Genomic DNA, 19,420 nt, shown 5'->3' with positions numbered 1-19,420 from the left:
CCCGCCGATGCAATGCCGATTATTATTGAGAATGGGATTAGCATGGTGAAAGTTAATAACACTTGGTCAGCTCGTCAATTTAATAACCATTGCATAGAAATTAACGGCGATAATTATTATCGAATTGCCATGGAAGTTTATTTATTAATGAATGGAAAATAGCATAGGTGAACTATGACACCACAGGAGCATGAAAACGGATTGCGAGCAGTGGCAAGGAAATGCCACRAAGAATTAAAGAAATATAAAAAACTCACCGACCAATTATCRAAACAAATATTAAGCAAACACATMCCTGAATTCGAAAAAGCATTACTCCTGAAATGAAATTAAAATACACACCTAATATGTGGCTGAATTACTACGTTATGAAATTAGATAAGGAGATTAATAGTGGATGACCCTCTTTATACAATAAAAGAATACGCATCGATGATCCGACTGTCATCTTCAACGGTATACCGAAACCCTGCTAGATACTACATGTTCAGGGTCGGTAGCTCATGGAGAGCAAACAAGGAAAGCCTAAAAAAGTTTGAACAGGCGCAGTTTAACGACGATAATGTCTATCGGCTGGCTTTGGTCGGTAGTAAGAGGAAAACCAAATGCCAATATACAAAAGAGGCGGCAAGTATTGGATCGATGTATCCACCCCAACTGGCGAGAGAATTAGACGCTCTACTGGCACCTCAGACAAAATAAAAGCACAAGAATATCACGACAAACTAAAGCATGACCTGTGGCAGCAGGATAAGCTTGAGAAGCAACCAGATCGGATATTTGAGGATGCAATCATTTTGGCTCTTAAAGATGCCAAGGGGCAAACAAGCTTTWAAACTAAGCAAGCTTACTCTAAGTATTTTATCGCTATTTTAGGTGGAAAAAAGCTCTCATCAATCACTAGTGATGATATAGCAAATGCAATACCGGATTATAGCCCTATTACTAAGCGTAAATTAACAAGTGCAACAAAGAATAGATATCGCTCGTTTATTCTAAGAGCTTTTTCACTAACGCACAAAATGGGATGGCTAACTAAGTCATCCTATATACCACGGATGAAAGAGCCTGTTGTTAGAGTTCGATGGCTAGAAAAGTGGGAAGCTGAACTACTCCTATCTAACATCAAAGTTAAGTGGATGCGGGATTTTGTTTCTATTGCTATTTTAACAGGCATGAGAAAAAGCGAGATATTATCACTTAAATGGAAGAGCGTAGACCTAGTTAGAAGAGTTGCTCATGTAACGGCTGATAATGCAAAGTCAGGACGAGCTAGACCGGTTCCGCTAAATGATGTGGCTATTGAAATTCTAAATGGGATTGAAAAGGATGGTGACTATGTTTTCTCCAATAACGGAAAACGGAGAAGTTGTCATTACCGAGAATGCTATTATCAAGCTTTGGCTGATTCAGGCATAACTGATTTCACTTTTCACGACCTAAGGCATACATGGGCAAGTTGGCACGCACAAAGTGGAACTCCGCTCATGGTATTAAAAGAAATGGGGGGATGGGAAACGCTAGAAATGGTTCAGAAGTACGCCCACTTCAGCGGTCAACATTTGACCAAATATAGTGAGCACGTCACAATTTCGACACAGCCGAATAATGAAGCCAGTCAAAAGCCACATTTAACACTCTTAACTGGCTGATGTATAAAGACTAATTTTTCACATCCCGAATTCTAAATCACTTCAACTTTAGATTATGAATCAGAAGCTGCAATCATGGCGAATATGCCAGCTATCACAAAAAATAAAACCGTGATCAGTATTGCGCATAGACTAAATACCATCATGCATGCAGATAAAATATGCGTTATTCAAAATGGTGAAGTGGTCGAAATGGATACACATCAAAACTTACTCCTAAAAGATGGCTTATATGCCAGCTTATGGCGTCAGCAAACTCAATAACTTCCAACTGAAAAAGTATCAACACCACTATTGTTGGTACTTTTTTATCCAAATCAATCTTTTTATCGCATTCAACAATGCCCACGCAGCATGCAAGTATGGCGCAAGGGAATCAGCTAGGGTATCATTGCGCGCTGGATTATTGGTACATACGCCCTTTAGTATTTAAAATATGGCAAAAGAACAAACTGATCGCACCACACTTGATTTGTTCGCTGAGGAACGCAGGCCTGGGCGACCTAAAACAAGCCCGCTATCGCGGGATGAACAATTAAGAATCAACAAGCGCAACCAACTTAAACGAGATAAAGTCAAAGGGTTACGCCGCGTTGAATTAAAATTAAATGAAGATGCTGTCAGCATATTAAATCAGTTGGCGAGTGAGAAAAACATGAGCCGCAGTGAACTCATTGAAGAAATACTTATGTCGCAGTTAGAGCAAGTTTGTGAGCCTTCTGTAAAATAATATCTTCTTCTATGAACCACACAAATTCGACAGACTTATTCATGCTTTTTGGCCAAAATAAGGCTAAAATTTTTATCTAACTTTAGTTCAAATTTAGTCCTATCTGCCCTTATTAACTATTGCATCAGATGGGAAAAACAAGAGGTTATTCACTTTATGGCAGTCATAGGCATTTTCTTCGGTAGTGACACAGGTAACACAGAAAATATTGCCAAGATGATCCAAGAGAGATTAGGCAAAGATAACGCGGAAGTACACGATATTGCCAAATGCAGTAAAGAAGATATTGAAGCCTTCGATATTCTACTTTTAGGCATTCCTACTTGGTATTATGGTGAGGCGCAATGTGACTGGGATGATTTTTTCCCTACCCTAGAAGAAATTGATTTCGAGGGTAAACTTGTTGCATTGTTTGGCTGTGGAGATCAAGAAGATTACGCAGAGTACTTCTGTGATGCTATGGGCACCATTCGCGATATTATTGAACCACGCGGCGCAGTTATCGTCGGCCATTGGCCAACTGATGGTTATCATTTTGAAGTATCTAAAGGTATGGCTGATGACAACCACTTTATTGGTCTTGCTATTGATGAAGACCGCCAGCCAGAATTGACCGAAGAACGTGTTAACGAGTGGGTAAAACAAATTTCTGAAGAAATGTCTCTCGCTGAAATTTTGGGCTGATTTACAAAATCACACCAAAATTAGGGACATTATTATAATAATTAGACATTGCATGGTTTCTATTTTTCGTTTACGTGCCTATAATTGTAAATCAGTTTAGAAGACAACTGAAACTATGTAGAAAAAAAGTCTCATTATTGTTAAATTTAAGATACAGGACAAACCCGCATGACAGACAATAATAAAGCATTGAAAAATGCTGGACTCAAAGTCACACTTCCAAGATTAAAAATATTGGAAGTACTTCAGGAGCCTGAGTGCCATCACGTCAGTGCGGAAGATCTCTACAAAAAGCTTATTGATATGGGCGAAGAGATCGGTCTGGCTACGGTATATCGTGTATTAAACCAATTTGATGATGCTGGTATTGTGACTCGCCACAATTTTGAAGGCGGTAAATCAGTTTTTGAATTAACGCAACAACACCATCATGATCATCTGATTTGTTTAGACTGTGGTAAAGTCATCGAATTTACTGATGAATCTATTGAAACTCGTCAGAAAAATATCGCTGCACGTCATGGTATTAAGCTCTCAAACCATAGCTTATATCTCTATGGTCACTGTGCTGATGGCGATTGCCGTGAAGACAACGATGCGCATATAGCAAAAGAGTAATTTAGCGTTTACTCATAAAAGCGACAAGCTGACAGAAAAAGGAACTCAATGAGTTCCTTTTTACTATTTCTATTTATAACCATTATACTTCAATTCTAACCCGCCCAACATCATAAAATAGACAATTAAAACCCCCAATAATTAAACAATCATTAGGGGTTTATTCAGATTAGTAAACTGTATTTCTATTGTCGAAATAACGCTTAATATTTTTCAAATAATGCTTGGATTTTTTGCGGATCTTTGGTCTCTGTTAATGCAAGTTGCAATAAAACGCGTGCTTTTTGCGGATTCAAACGCTCTGAAGCCACAAAACCATATAGATTGTCATCAACCTCAGCATTGCGAGTCGTGTATCCTGTTGGTACACGGCTAGAACGGACGACGACAACGCCATCTTTAGCAGCTGTTGCTAGAGCTTCAAAAATTGTTTTATACATATTGCCATTACCCACCCCTGCACTGACAATACCTTCAACACCTTCTTCACGTAATGCTTTTACCGGTGCTGCTGATGCATTTGCGTAATTGTAGACAATGCCAACTTTCGGAAGTTGTTCGAGCTTACCGACATCAAAGGCAGCTTTGTTCTCACGCAAAGGTGCAGCTTTAAAGAATGTCACTTTGCCATCATGAATAAAACCTTGAGCACCTGCATTAACTGCATCAAACGCTTGCACTTCTGTCGTGCTCATTTTGACAATATCGCGCCCTTGGATCACCTTATCATTCATAACCATCAATACACCCCGCTCACCTGCGGCCTTATCAGCAGCAAGCACAACGGCATTGTAAAGGTTAAGAGGACCATCGGCCCCAAGAGCAGTAGAAGGACGCATTGCGCCGACTAAAACAATCGGTTTTTGGCAATTTGTTGTCAAATCAAGAAAGAATGCCGTTTCTTCAAGTGTGTCTGTTCCATGAGTGATCACAAAGCCATCCGTTTTATTACACTCTTGATTGATTTTTTTAGCTAATGCTAACCAGACTTGGTCATTCATATCTTGAGAGCCAATATTGACTAATTGCTCACCCGCCAAGTTGGCAATTTTTTTCGTATCAGGAACCGCATTAATTAATGCATCTATACCCACTTTTCCTGCTTGATAACTTGAACCTGTTGCCGATTCACCTCCACCAGCAATAGTTCCACCTGTTGCTAATACGGTAATATTAGGTAATGCAAATGCCGAGGTAGTACATAGCGAGATCAGTGTTGCGAGTAATACTTTACGACTGTTTTTCATTCTATAAACCTCAATTAAAATAACCTTTGGGTATTATCTGGATTAATTTTTATATTTCCGTGATATTACTATTATTTAGTAAATATTTATCAAAATATATTATTCGTTTATAGAAGGTTTTTGTTCTGACTATTTTTAACTCATATCCCGCATTAAAATTACACCAATCTGTTACAAAAACGGATTTATTCAGCAAATAAGCTCTATTTCATTATGAATTTTTCTATTTCGAATAAAATAGCGTGAGCAGCATCAGAAAAATCCGTATCATAGCTAACCTACACCTTCTATTAACAAGTGATTGACAATGAGCCAAACATTTATTCCCGGCAAAGATGCCGCCCTTGAAGATTCCATTCATGCATTTCAAACGAAATTAAAAAAACTGGGATTTGATATTGAAGAAGCCTCTTGGCTTAACCCTGTCCCGAATGTTTGGTCTGTCCATATTCGAGATAAAGAGTGCCCACTTTGCTTTACTAATGGTAAAGGCGCTAGTAAGAAAGCCGCTCTTGCTTCGGCTTTAGGTGAGTATTTTGAGCGTTTATCAACCAATTATTTCTTTGCTGATTTCTATCTTGGAAAATCCATTGCAGAAGGCGATTTCGTTCATTATCCAAATGAAAAATGGTTTCCATTAACAGATGATGACAGCTTGCCTGAAGGTATCTTAGATGAGCGCCTATGCCAATTTTATGATCCTGACCAAAGCTTAAGTGGTAGTCAACTTATTGATTTACAATCAGGTAACAGTGAAAGAGGTATTTGCGCACTACCTTTTACGCGACAATCAGATAATCAAACTGTTTATATTCCAATGAATATCATTGGTAATTTGTATGTTTCGAATGGTATGTCTGCAGGAAATACCGCTAACGAAGCACGTGTTCAAGGGCTATCAGAAGTTTTCGAACGTTTTGTTAAAAATAAAATTATTGCAGAAAGTATTAGCCTGCCAACTATTCCAGCGGATGTCATGGCGCGTTATCCAAGCGTTGTTGAAGCCGTTGAAACATTAGAAAAAGAAGGTTTTCCAATCTTCTGCTATGACGCCTCACTCGGTGGTCAATTTCCTGTCATTTGTGTTGTTCTGTTTAACCCACAAAATGGTACTTGCTTTGCCTCTTTTGGTGCTCACCCTGATTTTGGTGTGGCATTAGAACGTACAGTAACAGAACTATTGCAAGGGCGCGGTCTGAAAGACCTTGATGTGTTCAATGCGCCAACATTTGATGATGAAGAAGTTGCTGAACATACTAATTTAGAAACTCACTTCATTGATTCAAGTGGCTTAATTAGCTGGGATTTGTTTAAAGATGATGCTGACTATGACTTTGTAGATTGGAGTTTTAAAGGCACAACGTCAGAAGAATTCGCAACACTGATGGAAATTTTCAAACGATTAGATGCTGAAGTCTACATTGCTGATTATAACCATTTGGGTGTTTATGCTTGCCGTATTCTGGTACCTGGCATGTCAGATATTTATCCAGTAGAAGACCTGCATATTGCGAATAATGCAATGGGTGCAGGCTTACGCGAAACTATTATGAGCCTGCCAAATAGCCAATGGACACAAGAAGAATATCTCAACCTTATTGAGCAATTAGATGATGAAGGGCTTGATGATTTTACTCGTGTACGCGAACTATTAGGCTTAGCTGTTGGTAAAGATAATGGTTGGAGCAACTTGCGCATTGGTGAATTAAAATCCATGCTTGCTTTAGCCGGTGGCGACCTTGATCAAGCTCTGGCATGGGTTGAATGGACGCAAGATTTTAATAGCTCTGTTTTTACCGCTGAGCGCGCAAACTATTACCGCTGCTTACAAACCTTGTTATTACTGAGTCAAGAAGAGCAACGTGACATGTCACAATATTACACTGCTTTTGTGCGGATGTATGGTCAAGAAGCGGTTGATGCTGCTTCTGCGGCCCTAGTTGGTGAATCCTGCTTCTATGGTTTATGGCCAATTGATGATGAATTAACTGCTTTGCCTGCTCATCAAGCATTATTGCGTGCGTATGAAAAATTACAAACTGCAAAACGTGAAAATGCCTAAATAGTTTCAAATATAATCTTATAAAGATGGTGGTTATTAGACTGCCATCTTTAATTAAGTTAACTTAATTAAAAATAATCGCTTTTTAATAATAATTAAATAACAAATAAGCTTATTTCTTTACCTTATTCCAACCTAGAAATTGATTATATAAAATATTTTAGTAAATTTTAAAAAATATTTTTATATTAAAAATCAATTAATTACACTATAATTTAACACAAAATAAACATTTCAGCGTACTTTCTTACGACAGTTTATGATCCATATCAAATTTCTATGTAACGCCCTTTGTTACTATAATTACGTGCTATAATTAATCAACTTTATAAGAGAGTGTTAGTATGAAAGCTGACAACCCTTTTAATCTTTTGCCTCCTGCTGTAATGGCCAAAGTTGCAGATGATGCTGGTGTCTATAAAGCCAACAAACATCCAGCAATGACTTATATATCAGCCTTTACTGCTGGTATCTTTATTTCCATCGCATTCGTATTCTATATTACAGCAACTACAGGCACGCAAGCGGCTCCTTTCGGCTTTGCTAAATTAATTGGGGGTATCTGCTTCTCTCTTGGTTTAATGCTTGTTGTCGTCTGTGGTGCAGATTTATTCACATCAACTGTTTTAACTATTGTTTCAAAAGCAACGGGTCGTATTACATGGCGACAAATGTTCTTAAACTGGTTTAATGTCTATATCGGAAACCTCATTGGTGCTCTCTTTTTTGTCGCTTTAATTTGGTTTGCTGGTCAATATACCATGGCAAATGGCCTCTGGGGCCTCAATGTTTTAACCGTTGCCGACCATAAATTACACCATACATTTATTGAAGCAGTATGTCTGGGTATCTTAGCTAACTTAATGGTTTGTCTCGCTGTTTGGATGAGTTATTCAGGTCGCAGTTTAACGGATAAACTGTTAGCGCTAATACTTCCTGTCGCAATGTTTGTTGCAAGTGGTTTTGAGCACAGCATTGCTAATATGTTTATGATACCTTTAGGTATCATCATTAAAGAATTCGCACCTGCTGAATACTGGGTACAGCTTGGTACTTCACCAGAACAATTTTCTCATCTAACTGTAAGTAACTTTATTACGGATAATTTAATCCCAGTCACTATAGGCAACATTATTGGTGGTGCCTTATTAGTCGGTCTCATTTACTGGTTCATGCATTTGCGTAGTGGTCAAAAACATTAATAGCCACGACGTGTATAAAAAAATTTATTAAGATCCTTAAAAGATCCATTGTTAAAAGGTAAAAGTATCATGTCAGAATTAAATGAAAAATTCGCTTTAGCATGGCAAGGTTTTAACCAAGGTAACTGGCAGAAACACGTCGATGTTCGTGATTTCATCCAGGAAAACTATACTCCATATGAAGGTGATGAATCTTTCCTAGCAGGCTCTACTCCAGCAACTGACAAGTTGTGGGAAAAAGTCATGGAAGGCATTAAAATCGAAAACCGCACTCATGCCCCCGTTGATTTTGACACTGATGTTGCATCAACGATTACTTCCCATGATGCTGGATACATCGCTAAAGATTTAGAGCAAATCGTCGGTCTGCAAACAGATGCACCTTTGAAACGTGGTCTGATCCCATTTGGTGGTATCAAAATGGTTGAAGGTTCTTGTAAAGCCTATGACCGCGCTTTAGATCCTTCACTGAAAAAAATCTTTACTGAATACCGTAAAACACACAACCAAGGTGTGTTCGATGTTTATACTCCAGACATTCTAAAATGCCGTAAATCAGGTATCCTAACGGGTCTTCCTGATGCTTATGGTCGTGGTCGTATCATTGGTGACTACCGTCGTGTTGCTCTGTACGGTATTGATTACTTGATGAAAGACAAATTCAGCCAGTTCACATCTTTACAAGAAAGATTAGAACAAGGTGAAGATTTGGAAATGACCATCCAACTGCGTGAAGAAATTGCAGAACAACATCGTGCTTTAGCCCAAATGAAAGAAATGGCTGCGAAATATGGCTACGATATTTCTGGTCCTGCAACGAATGCACAAGAAGCAGTTCAATGGACTTACTTCGGTTATCTTGCAGCTGTTAAATCACAAAACGGCGCGGCAATGTCCTTCGGTCGTGTTTCAACCTTCTTAGATATTTATATCCAACGTGATATTGCAGAAGGCAAATTAACTGAACAAGAAGCACAAGAGCTGATTGACCATTTAGTTATGAAATTACGTATGGTTCGTTTCCTACGTACACCTGAATATGATGAACTGTTCTCTGGTGACCCAATTTGGGCAACAGAATCATTAGGTGGTATGGGTCTTGATGGTCGTACGCTTGTAACTAAAAACACTTTCCGTTTCTTGAACACACTATATACCATGGGCCCATCACCTGAGCCAAACATGACTATTTTGTGGTCAGAAAAACTGCCTCTGAGCTTCAAAAAATACGCAGCTAAAGTCTCTATCGACACTTCATCTGTTCAATATGAAAACGATGATTTGATGCGTCCTGATTTCAACAGCGATGATTATGCTATCGCATGTTGTGTCAGCCCAATGGTTGTTGGTAAACAAATGCAGTTCTTTGGTGCTCGTGCTAACTTGGCGAAAACCATGCTTTATACCATCAATGGTGGTATTGATGAAAAACTGAAAATGCAAGTTGGTCCTAAACATGCACCTATCATGGATGAAGTCTTAGACTTCGATACTGTGATGGATCGTATGGATCACTTCATGGATTGGTTGGCAACTCAGTATGTCACAGCTCTGAATATCATCCACTATATGCATGATAAATACAGCTATGAAGCAGCATTGATGGCACTTCATGACCGTGATGTTTATCGTACTATGGCATGTGGTATCGCAGGTCTTTCTGTTGCAGCTGACTCACTGTCTGCAATTAAATATGCGAAAGTTAAACCAGTTCGTGACGAAGATGGCATTGCTGTTGACTTCGAAATCGAAGGTGAATATCCACAATTTGGTAACAACGACCCACGTGTTGATGATATCGCTTGTGACTTAGTTGAACGTTTCATGAAGAAAATTCAAAAACTTCATACTTATCGCAACGCTGTACCAACACAATCTATCCTGACCATTACTTCTAACGTCGTTTATGGTAAGAAAACAGGTAATACTCCAGATGGTCGTCGTGCTGGCGCTCCATTCGGACCAGGTGCAAACCCAATGCACGGTCGTGACCAAAAAGGTGCGGTAGCTTCACTGACTTCTGTTGCTAAACTGCCATTTGCTTATGCTAAAGATGGTATTTCTTATACCTTCTCTATCGTACCAAATGCGTTAGGTAAAGATGACGATGTACGTAAAGCAAACCTTGCGGGCTTAATGGATGGTTACTTCCATCACGAAGCATCAATCGAAGGCGGTCAACACTTGAACGTTAACGTGATGAACCGTGAAATGCTGTTAGATGCGATGGAAAATCCTGAAAAATACCCACAATTAACCATTCGTGTTTCTGGTTATGCGGTACGTTTCAACTCATTGACTAAAGAACAGCAACAAGACGTTATTACTCGTACTTTCACAAGTACACTGTAATAATTAGCAATTAAATTAAAATAACTAAAAGCCCCGTATTAATGGGGCTTTTTTAGAAGTAAACCCGCGTATTTCAAGCTATATTAACCATGTTATCAGTCTAATTATAAATAATATCTTATATAAATTAGTTCAACTTGAAGTATAACGGGCATTTTTTGGAGTTCCTGCTATGTCGACCAATATTATTACAACAAAAGAGATAACAACAGCGACAGAACCCACTACAGTATTAGGCCGTATTCATTCATTTGAATCTTGTGGTACTGTTGATGGTCCTGGCATACGGTTTATTGTCTTTTTTCAAGGCTGCCTAATGCGCTGTTTGTACTGCCATAATCGCGATACTTGGGATACCCATTCAGGTACGATTGTTACCGTTGATGAATTAATGAAAGAAGCTGTGACCTATCGCCACTTTATGAATGCAACTGGCGGTGGTGTTACTGCATCTGGCGGTGAAGCCATACTGCAAGCTGAATTTGTTCGTGATTGGTTCCGAGCTTGTAAAGAACAAAATATTCATACCTGCCTTGATACTAATGGATTTGTCCGTCGGTATGATCCCGTTATAGATGAGCTTATCGATGCCACAGATTTAGTTATGTTGGACTTAAAACAAATTAATGATGATATTCACCAAACTCTGGTCGGTGTTTCTAACCATCGTACACTTGAATTTGCTCGCTATTTAGCAAAACGTAATCAAAAAACATGGGTACGTTATGTGGTAGTGCCAGGCTGGAGTGATGATGATGATTCAGTCCACAAACTTGGCGAATTCACAAAAGACATGAGTAATATCGAGAAAATCGAACTTCTTCCTTACCATGAGTTAGGTAAACATAAATGGGAAACGATGGGAGAAGAATATAAGCTAGATGGCGTGAAGCCACCATCAAAAGAGACAATGGAGCACGTCAAGAATATACTTGAAAGCTACGGTCACAAAGTGATGTATTAAAAAATCATCTTAAATAATCTATTTTTTAATATTGTATACCCAATTTACATATATGAATTGGGTATTTTTTAGTAAAAAAATAGGATTAAAACTTAATAAGTACAACGTCCATTGTATATTCAAAGCGCCAATATAAAATATTTAGGCGCAAAAAAACCGCCTTATCTAAGATAGGCGGTTTCATTTTTATAAGCTATAAATCTCAATAAAGTGCTATAACACGCTTATTGATTAACCGATATATTCTAAACCTTTCATATATGGGCGTAGCACTTCAGGGACTTCAATACGGCCGTCAGCTAATTGATAATTTTCCAGTACAGCAACTAATGTACGACCAACCGCTAAACCTGAACCATTTAATGTATGAACAAGTTGGGTTTTCTTATCAGTTTTACTACGGAAACGAGCTTGCATACGGCGTGCTTGGAAATCCCAGCAGTTGGAGCAAGAAGAAATTTCGCGATAAGTATTTTGAGCTGGTAGCCACACTTCTAAATCATAAGTTTTACGAGCACCAAAACCGATATCACCAGTACATAAAATGACTTTACGATAAGGTAAGTTCAATAATTGCAGAACTTTTTCAGCGTGACCGGTTAACTCTTCCAATGCTTCCATTGATTTTTCTGGATGAACAATTTGTACCATCTCAACTTTATCAAATTGGTGCATACGAATAAGACCACGCGTATCACGACCATAAGAACCTGCTTCTGAACGGAAGCAAGGCGTATGAGCGGTCATCTTAATGGGTAAAACATCTTCATCTAAAATTTCATCACGAACTAAGTTTGTAACAGGAACTTCCGCAGTAGGGATCAACGCGTAAGTGCTGTCAGCTTCTTCTTCAAGCGGCTTAGTATGGAAAAGATCTTCACCAAATTTTGGTAACTGGCCTGTCCCATACAAAGTGTCATGGTTTACCAAGTAAGGCACATAGAGTTCTTGATAGCCGTGCTGTTCTGTATGTAAATCTAACATGAATTGAGCAAGCGCACGGTGTAGACGAGCAATTTGCCCTTTCATCACCACAAAACGAGCACCTGTTAGCTTAACAGCAGCAGGGAAATCTAATCCACCCGTCAATTCACCTAGGCTAACGTGATCTCTAACTTCGAAGTCATAATGGCGAGGCTCACCCCAACGCGAAACTTCAATATTATCAGAATCGTCTTTACCATCAGGAACTTCGTCATCCGGTATATTTGGAATACTTAACGCAATATCACGGATTTCTTGTTGCAACTGATCAAGCGCTAACTTAGCGGAATCCAATTTCTCGCCTAACTCGTTAACTTCTTTGCGTAAAGGCTCGATATCTTCACCACGCGCCTTAGCTGCACCAATCGTTTTCGATCGCGAGTTACGTTCTGCTTGCAGGGATTCAGTTTCAACTTGTAAAACTTTGCGGCGTTCTTCTAATTCACGCAGCTTTTCCACATCAAGGGTAAAACCCCTGCGAGCCAGTTTTTGAGCAACCGCGTCTAGCTCCGTACGCAGTAAATTTGGATCGAGCATGCTTATCCTGTGATTATTGTTAGTAAATGATATTACGCAATATAATGCATTCCGGCATTATATCAATCATAGTTAAAGTGAATATTGAAAGCTTAATTTTTATGATAAAAATTCCGGATCATTAAGGAATCAATAGATTTATAAACTACCAAGAAACCACTTTAATTATACATATAAAAATAGAGTCTTATAACCTTACCGCATTGCCCACATTAGCGATAGCGTTTTGTTGTGCTATTTTGATCCTGCTGCACTAACCAGTCTAATTTTTCTGCAATTTTACCTTCTAACCCGCGATTTGTGGGTTGGTAATACTGTGTTCCTTGCATCTCAGGAGGAAAATAGACTTCCCCCGCCGCATAAGCATTCGGCTCATTATGGGCATACCGATATTCTTTACCTGCACCTAACTCTTTAAGTAATTTTGTTGGAGCATTTCTTAAATGGGCTGGAACATCATAATCAGGTTTCAGCTGGGCATCCGCTAATGCCGCTTTATAAGCGGTATAAACAGCATTACTTTTTGGCGCACAGGCTAAATAAACAATCGCTTGAGCAATAGCACGTTCACCTTCAGCTGGACCAACGCGTGTGAAACAATCCCAAGCACTCACCGCGACTTGCATTGCTCTTGGGTCCGCATTACCAATATCTTCAGAAGCAATCGCTAATAGCCGACGAGCGACATAGAGTGGATCTCCCCCTGCGGTGATAATTCGTGCATACCAATATAATGCAGCATCAGGTGCTGAGCCTCGGACAGATTTATGCAATGCTGAAATCAAATCGTAATAACGGTCACCTTTATTATCAAAACGAGCAGCACGTTCACCACTGACCTCTTTTAATAACTCTGGTGTAAGAACGCGTTGCCCTTGGCTATCACTTTCAGCCATATCTGTCATCATTTCTAACAGATTGAGTGAACGCCTAGCATCACCATTAACTAATTCTGCAATTAATTTACGTGTACTATCAGGTAAAATGATGTTTTTTCCACCTAAACCACGCTCAACATCACTCATAGCTTGTAAAAGAACCTCTTCGATATCTTCAGGTTCTAATGATTTGAGGAGATAAACTCTTGCGCGTGATAGTAATGCTGAATTTAGTTCAAAAGAGGGATTTTCAGTTGTTGCACCAATAAAAGTGATTGTGCCGTCTTCAATATGAGGCAAAAAAGCATCTTGCTGACTTTTATTAAATCGATGAACTTCATCAACAAATAAAATAGTTCTGCGACCAGCACTTCGGTTTTGCCGAGCTTTTTCTATTGATTCTCGGATTTCCTTAATGCCAGACGTCACCGCAGATATGCGCTCAATATCCGCCTGAGCATAATGGCCAATGACTTCAGCTAATGTTGTTTTCCCCGTTCCCGGCGGTCCCCATAAAATCATGGAATGCAAATGACCTGCTTTTATCGCTTTCGGTAAAGGTTTACCTTCAGCGAGTAAGTGTTTTTGGCCAATATATTGCTCAAGAACTTGCGGCCGCATACGCGCAGCTAAAGGCTGAAATTCATTTTGTGAAAAATCGAGAGATAGATTGCTCACTATTGCCTCTTATTTGCCACCGGAACGCTGATCATCAAGTGTTACACCTTTCGGCACTGTAAATGAAAATTTACTTTTATCTACATTACCATTTTTTTGTGATTGCAATTGATAAGCACTTGTTTGTCCATCTTGCTCCATTGCCGAAAATTTTTCGATTGTGCCTTCTGGAGAAACGGTAATTGAAAAACGCTTTAACGTGCTATTAGTTGATTTAGGTTTTAAATCAAATGTATTACCTTGCTGAATAATGGAATACTGCTTCCAATCCGCAGGGTCATTACGCGTGATCAATAAAAATGGCGTATCTTGAGTAGCATCCGCTAAATTAGTGACTGTCACTTGCTCAACAAATGGGTTATAAAACCATAAGCTTTTACCATCAGAAACCAGTTCACTTTCATCGGGTGAAGTCATATTCCAATTAAATAAATTAGGGCGTTGTAGCCATAATTCACCAACACCTTCTTGGATTAGATCCCCTTCTGGACTGGTCACTTTCTGAGAAAAACTAGCATGAAAACTGTTAACTTTATTCAGTCTATTCTGTAGGTCTTGGCTCGCATCCGCCAGTACCGAGCTGATATGTAAACTCAGGGCTAAAGCGCCCAGCAACAAAAATTTTTTCATCGAACAAAGACCTTTTATTGATACGTAAAAGAGACATCACTTTTTATATACTGCTGCATCGCACTCATAATATATTAGAAATCAGGTTGTCTTGGAGAAAGTACTTCTCGATTGCCGTTATGACCTGGTTCACTAACAATGCCTTGTGCTTCCATTTGTTCAACAATACGTGCCGCACGGTTATAACCAATTCGGAATTGGCGCTGTACGCCTGAAATTGATACACGCTGTTTATCAACAACAAACCCTACTGCTTGGTCAAATAGAGGATCTAATTCTTCATCTGCACTATCAAAACCACCGCCTTCGCTATCATCACTACACTTGGTAATGCTATCGATATATTGCGGACGACCACGCGCTTTCCAATCATTAACAACTGCATGGACTTCTTGGTCACGTACAAATGCGCCGTGAACACGAACAGGAATTGAAGAGTTTGGTGGCAAGTAAAGCATATCTCCCATACCAAGTAAGGATTCTGCACCACCTTGGTCAAGAATGGTGCGAGAGTCAATTTTACTTGATACCGTAAAGGCGATACGTGTTGGAATATTTGCCTTAATTAAACCTGTAATAATATCAACAGAAGGACGCTGAGTTGCTAAAACTAAATGGATACCCGCAGCACGCGCTTTTTGAGCTAAACGTGCTATTAACTCTTCCACTTTTTTACCTGCTGTCATCATTAAGTCAGCAAATTCATCGACCATCACAACAATATAAGGCTCTTTTTTCAGCATAGGATGTTCGGTTGCCATACCATCTGTTGGCTTCCAGAAAGGATCTGGAATTGGTCTACCCATTTCATCTGCGGCTTTAATTCTGTCGTTATATCCTGCTAGATTACGCACACCTAGAGCAGACATCAATTTATAACGGCGTTCCATCTCATTCACACACCAATGCAACGCGTTAGCAGCATCTTTCATATCAGTGACAACTTCAGTCAATAGATGAGGAATACCTTCATAAATAGAAAGCTCCAGCATTTTAGGGTCAATCATGATAAACCGAACATCTTCAGGCTTCGATTTATACAAGATACTTAAGATCATAGCATTGACCCCAACTGATTTACCTGAACCCGTTGTCCCTGCAACGAGCAAGTGCGGCATTTTCGCTAAATCAGCAACAACGGGGTCCCCTTCGATATCTTTCCCTAAAACAATCGTCAAAGGTGATGGATTGTGCCTAAATTGTTCACAATCAAGTACTTCACTTAAATAGACGGTTTGGCGTTTTTCATTTGGTAGCTCAAGCCCGACATATGGCTTACCGGGGATAACTTCAACAACCCGAACCGCTGTTGTGGAAAGTGAACGCGCGAGATCTCGAGATAAAGTAGAAATACGTGCCGCTTTCACGCCCGGCGCTAAATCAAGTTCAAAGCGTGTAATAACAGGACCAGGAGAAAAACCAACCACTTCAGCTTTAACACGATAATCATTTAAACGTGCTTCAATTAACCTTGCTGTTTGTTCTAATTTAAACATATCAACGGGCTCTTCTTGCGCTGGTGGTTTTGCCAGCAAATCTAAAGAAGGCATTGGCGTTGTAGGTTTTGGTAATGGTTGATCATTTCGCACCAAAAACGGATGGAACAAACTATCCTGTTGCGGCTGTTGCGGCTGTTGCGGCTGTTGCGGCTGTTGCGGCTGTTGCGGCTGTTGCGGCGCAAAAGTATGTGCTTGATTAATATTGTTATCTAGTGCAGAAGTCACACTTTGGAAAGTTTCTTCTGGTTGGTTTAGTATCTGATGATTTGCAATATTTTCCTTAGTGTTTTCTCTATTATTGTTCACACTAATTGAAGGCGTAAATATTGGATCAATAGGCTCATCGTCAATTAAATCATCAACGGGTGAAAATTTTTCTAATACAGAAATCTGTTCTGTTAAATCAAAAGCCGGCTCTATTTTAGGTGTAGGCTCTTCATTTTTTGGCAAGAAAGCTGTGCGATCTTGATTATCATTAGACCTAAAATGGTGAATTGTTTGTTCAATGTGTGAATTGACTGGATCTGACTCAGAAGACCAACGATGTTCAATTTCAGGCTGAGTGTAGCTCGAAGATAACGGTTTACTCACCTCAGACTGCACTGTTTCTGCTATTGATAGAGCAGATTCCCGGTTAGCCGTTGGCGATACATAATCATTATTAGGTATATCATCTTCACCATAACGCGCTTTTTGTTGCTGCATAAATTGCTCGCGCAACATGTTTTCTTGTTCATCATCATCATGTTGCTGCTGCTCTGCATTTTCCGCAGATGACCATTGCTGATAAGTTTGTTCTCGGCTCTTGGCTTCTTCCCTGCGACGTTGAATTTCAGCTTCACGCTGGGAAGGAATGCGTATCCCATAAAGTTCTCTACGTGTTGGTAAACGAACTGGATTAGGGCGAGGTAATTCAGGTTCAAGATTTTGTTTTACTTGAGCATGACGTTGCAATGCGGAAACAGAAATTCCCGCTGCAGCGACAGCAGCCGGATTAGATAATCTATCATTAACAGATTGTCCTATGGCAGACGCTATATTTTCGTTAACCTGCGATGGAGAACTTGGTGAAATAGCGCTTTCAACCACATTTTGTGGATTTTCTGGCGAACTAGGAATTGAAGTTTCTTGATGTAAAGGTTGCTGCCATTGAGTTTGATGTTCTGCAACTTGAATAGGTTGAGTTTCATGAGCCAAGTGAGGATTTAAATTATCACTCTTTTCAACTGCATATTGCCCATCATCAGAAGGTTCAGTTTGTTGTATTTGTGGCTGTTGAGGTTTATTTTCGCCACCATGTGTTTGATATTGAAAATCTTTATCATATACAACCGGTTGATAGTCATCAGGTACTTCAAAATGATAAGATTCTTGTTGGTTGTTTGGTTGATTAACATCAGATAGATTAATAGCAGATAAATCATCCAATTCTGTTTTTTCTAAAATTTGTGCAGAAGTTGGAACTAACGCTTCAATTCGGCTATCAGCAACCCTAACAGGAACTTCAGGTTTTTCCTCTGAAACCCCCTTAGGAGTTTCATCCACGGCCACTAATTCATTAATGCTTGGCACAGTAAATAAGATATCATCATCACTATCATCATTTAGTTGATTAGCATATCTTTCTGCTTCTTGTGCCCTTTGTAGCGCATCTTCTGTCTCTTCGACATCATATTCATCAGAATCATCACCGCGCGCGCGATTGGTTGCCAATGTAATCGGAATTAAAACTGCGGCACCAATTTTCTCTGCAATGGTTAACCACGACCACCCAGTAAATAATGTAAAGCTGATTGCCCATAAAAATAATAGTGCCAGCGTTGCACCGAGGGAATTAAACCACGGCATAATCGCGGTACTAAAGACACTACCAATTACACCACCCGATGAGAAATTAGGCAGATCATCAAAGTTCAATGCAGCAAGTCCACAGGATGATAAAATAAGGGCTAATCCGCCAATAAGACGTAAAGAAAGTGAGAAGAAATCAATATAGCGACGCTGGCTTTCATGATGAAAAATTGCCCAACAACCAAGTAACAGCAGCGGCGGAATGGCAAATGCTAAAAGGCCAAAAGCCGAAAATAGAATATCTGCACTCCAAGAGCCAATACTACCACCTAGGTTTTTAACTGGTGCATTCCATGTCGTTTGTGACCAACTAGGATCAGAAGGGCTGAAACTCACTAATGCGACCATTAAAAAAATGGCACATAAGCATATAGCAAGTAGGATTACTTCAAGCAAACGCCTTCTACTGCTGAGTTTTTTAAATCGAATGTGTTTATCTTCTGTATATTCTTGGCTCATTACTTGTTTCTTTTACTGACTGATGATGTCACCCAGATCAAGACGAACTCAATAGATTCGCCATAATGAAATGATTCGTGCGTTATTAGCGCATATTCTAACACTAATCACCTTTTTGTGTGCGACTTGTTGCCACTACAGCAAACTAAATCACCACAAACAGATTAAGATGCAGTATTTCATCTTACAAGTGTGGTTTCAATTTCTATTTATCGTTAAAAATCTTAAATATTTATAGCTTTAATATCAATATATTGGAAATGATATTTATGTTTATAGAGAATAATATAGGAAAAAACAGATAATCCTTATCATCATTCGTAAATTCATGAAAATAACGAATACATAAATAAGGCTTTTGATAGATAAGCGGAACAACGCTGAGTAAACTCA

13 protein-coding genes and 2 pseudogenes are annotated in these 19,420 nt (G+C 39.3%); 10 read left to right on the top strand and 5 right to left on the bottom strand.

Annotated features, from left to right (window positions below; all coding sequences use genetic code 11):
- Window positions 1-9: 9 nt before the first annotated feature.
- The 6 genes and pseudogenes from OO7_RS17440 to fur all read left to right on the top strand — a co-directional run.
- A pseudogene (locus OO7_RS17440) lies at window positions 10-162 on the top strand (hypothetical protein); the annotation flags it as partial.
- A 443-nt stretch (window positions 163-605) separates the two neighbouring features.
- Window positions 606-1,652, top strand: coding sequence for a tyrosine-type recombinase/integrase (locus OO7_RS06735; RefSeq protein WP_008915205.1), 1,047 nt, complete (start codon window positions 606-608; stop codon window positions 1,650-1,652).
- A gap of 39 nt (window positions 1,653-1,691) precedes the next feature.
- Window positions 1,692-1,916: pseudogene (locus OO7_RS06730) on the top strand (type I secretion system permease/ATPase); the annotation flags it as partial.
- A 172-nt stretch (window positions 1,917-2,088) separates the two neighbouring features.
- Window positions 2,089-2,382: a LexA regulated protein gene (gene ybfE, locus OO7_RS06725; RefSeq protein ID WP_008915203.1), complete on the top strand. Its 294-nt coding sequence runs from the start codon at window positions 2,089-2,091 to the stop codon at window positions 2,380-2,382.
- Window positions 2,383-2,538: 156 nt separating this feature from the next.
- Window positions 2,539-3,066, top strand: a complete 528-nt coding sequence (gene fldA / locus OO7_RS06720; RefSeq protein ID WP_008915202.1) for a flavodoxin FldA — start codon at window positions 2,539-2,541, stop codon at window positions 3,064-3,066.
- A 168-nt stretch (window positions 3,067-3,234) separates the two neighbouring features.
- Window positions 3,235-3,684 carry a ferric iron uptake transcriptional regulator gene (gene fur, locus OO7_RS06715; RefSeq protein ID WP_008915201.1) on the top strand — a complete coding sequence of 150 codons (450 nt, stop codon included), beginning with the start codon at window positions 3,235-3,237 and terminating at the stop codon, window positions 3,682-3,684.
- Window positions 3,685-3,887: 203 nt separating this feature from the next.
- On the opposite strand, the gene ansB is transcribed toward fur, so the two are convergent.
- Window positions 3,888-4,931, bottom strand: a complete 1,044-nt coding sequence (gene ansB, locus OO7_RS06710; protein WP_008915200.1) for an L-asparaginase 2 — start codon at window positions 4,929-4,931, stop codon at window positions 3,888-3,890.
- Between the two features lie 307 nt (window positions 4,932-5,238).
- On the opposite strand from ansB, the gene ycaO reads away from it, so the two are divergent.
- The 4 genes from ycaO to pflA all read left to right on the top strand — a co-directional run bounded on the left by ycaO (window position 5,239) and on the right by pflA (window position 11,511).
- A complete protein-coding gene (ycaO, locus tag OO7_RS06705) occupies window positions 5,239-6,993 on the top strand; it encodes a 30S ribosomal protein S12 methylthiotransferase accessory factor YcaO (protein ID WP_008915199.1) in 1,755 nt (584 codons plus the stop codon).
- Window positions 6,994-7,337: 344 nt separating this feature from the next.
- A complete protein-coding gene (gene focA / locus OO7_RS06700; protein WP_008915198.1) occupies window positions 7,338-8,195 on the top strand; it encodes a formate transporter FocA in 858 nt (285 codons plus the stop codon).
- Between the two features lie 69 nt (window positions 8,196-8,264).
- The gene (gene pflB / locus OO7_RS06695) at window positions 8,265-10,547 is read left to right on the top strand and encodes a formate C-acetyltransferase (RefSeq protein ID WP_008915197.1); all 2,283 of its coding nucleotides are present in this window, start codon (window positions 8,265-8,267) and stop codon (window positions 10,545-10,547) included.
- A gap of 172 nt (window positions 10,548-10,719) precedes the next feature.
- The gene (pflA, locus tag OO7_RS06690) at window positions 10,720-11,511 is read left to right on the top strand and encodes a pyruvate formate lyase 1-activating protein (RefSeq protein WP_008915196.1); all 792 of its coding nucleotides are present in this window, start codon (window positions 10,720-10,722) and stop codon (window positions 11,509-11,511) included.
- Between the two features lie 231 nt (window positions 11,512-11,742).
- On the opposite strand, the gene serS is transcribed toward pflA, so the two are convergent.
- The 4 genes from serS to OO7_RS06670 form a co-directional block, all read right to left on the bottom strand.
- Window positions 11,743-13,032 (bottom strand): serine--tRNA ligase, encoded by a 1,290-nt coding sequence (gene serS, locus OO7_RS06685; RefSeq protein WP_008915195.1) that lies wholly within the window; start codon window positions 13,030-13,032, stop codon window positions 11,743-11,745.
- Window positions 13,033-13,244: 212 nt separating this feature from the next.
- Complete coding sequence (locus tag OO7_RS06680) at window positions 13,245-14,588, bottom strand: replication-associated recombination protein A (RefSeq protein ID WP_008915194.1); 1,344 nt, start codon at window positions 14,586-14,588, stop codon at window positions 13,245-13,247.
- Window positions 14,589-14,597: 9 nt separating this feature from the next.
- A complete protein-coding gene (gene lolA / locus OO7_RS06675) occupies window positions 14,598-15,218 on the bottom strand; it encodes an outer membrane lipoprotein periplasmic chaperone LolA (RefSeq protein WP_008915193.1) in 621 nt (206 codons plus the stop codon).
- 74 nt (window positions 15,219-15,292) lie between these two features.
- Window positions 15,293-18,916, bottom strand: coding sequence for a DNA translocase FtsK 4TM domain-containing protein (locus OO7_RS06670; protein WP_473086676.1), 3,624 nt, complete (start codon window positions 18,914-18,916; stop codon window positions 15,293-15,295).
- Window positions 18,917-19,420: the final 504 nt, after the last annotated feature.

Origin of the sequence: Providencia sneebia DSM 19967 (assembly GCF_000314895.2) — a bacterium.
In the GTDB taxonomy this organism is placed as follows: Bacteria; Pseudomonadota; Gammaproteobacteria; order Enterobacterales; family Enterobacteriaceae; genus Providencia; species Providencia sneebia.
This window is presented reverse-complemented; position numbering and strand designations above follow the sequence as displayed.

Bases quoted from the DNA above. Each gene is read 5' to 3' on its own strand.
- ybfE (WP_008915203.1), top strand. From the start codon at position 2,089: ATGGCAAAAGAACAAACTGATCGCACCACACTTGATTTGTTCGCTGAG.
- fldA (WP_008915202.1), top strand. From the start codon at position 2,539: ATGGCAGTCATAGGCATTTTCTTCGGTAGTGACACAGGTAACACAGAA.
- fur (WP_008915201.1), top strand. From the start codon at position 3,235: ATGACAGACAATAATAAAGCATTGAAAAATGCTGGACTCAAAGTCACA.
- ansB (WP_008915200.1), bottom strand. From the start codon at position 4,931: ATGAAAAACAGTCGTAAAGTATTACTCGCAACACTGATCTCGCTATGT.
- ycaO (WP_008915199.1), top strand. From the start codon at position 5,239: ATGAGCCAAACATTTATTCCCGGCAAAGATGCCGCCCTTGAAGATTCC.
- focA (WP_008915198.1), top strand. From the start codon at position 7,338: ATGAAAGCTGACAACCCTTTTAATCTTTTGCCTCCTGCTGTAATGGCC.
- pflB (WP_008915197.1), top strand. From the start codon at position 8,265: ATGTCAGAATTAAATGAAAAATTCGCTTTAGCATGGCAAGGTTTTAAC.
- pflA (WP_008915196.1), top strand. From the start codon at position 10,720: ATGTCGACCAATATTATTACAACAAAAGAGATAACAACAGCGACAGAA.
- serS (WP_008915195.1), bottom strand. From the start codon at position 13,032: ATGCTCGATCCAAATTTACTGCGTACGGAGCTAGACGCGGTTGCTCAA.
- lolA (WP_008915193.1), bottom strand. From the start codon at position 15,218: ATGAAAAAATTTTTGTTGCTGGGCGCTTTAGCCCTGAGTTTACATATC.
- OO7_RS06670 (WP_473086676.1), bottom strand. From the start codon at position 18,916: ATGGTCGCATTAGTGAGTTTCAGCCCTTCTGATCCTAGTTGGTCACAA.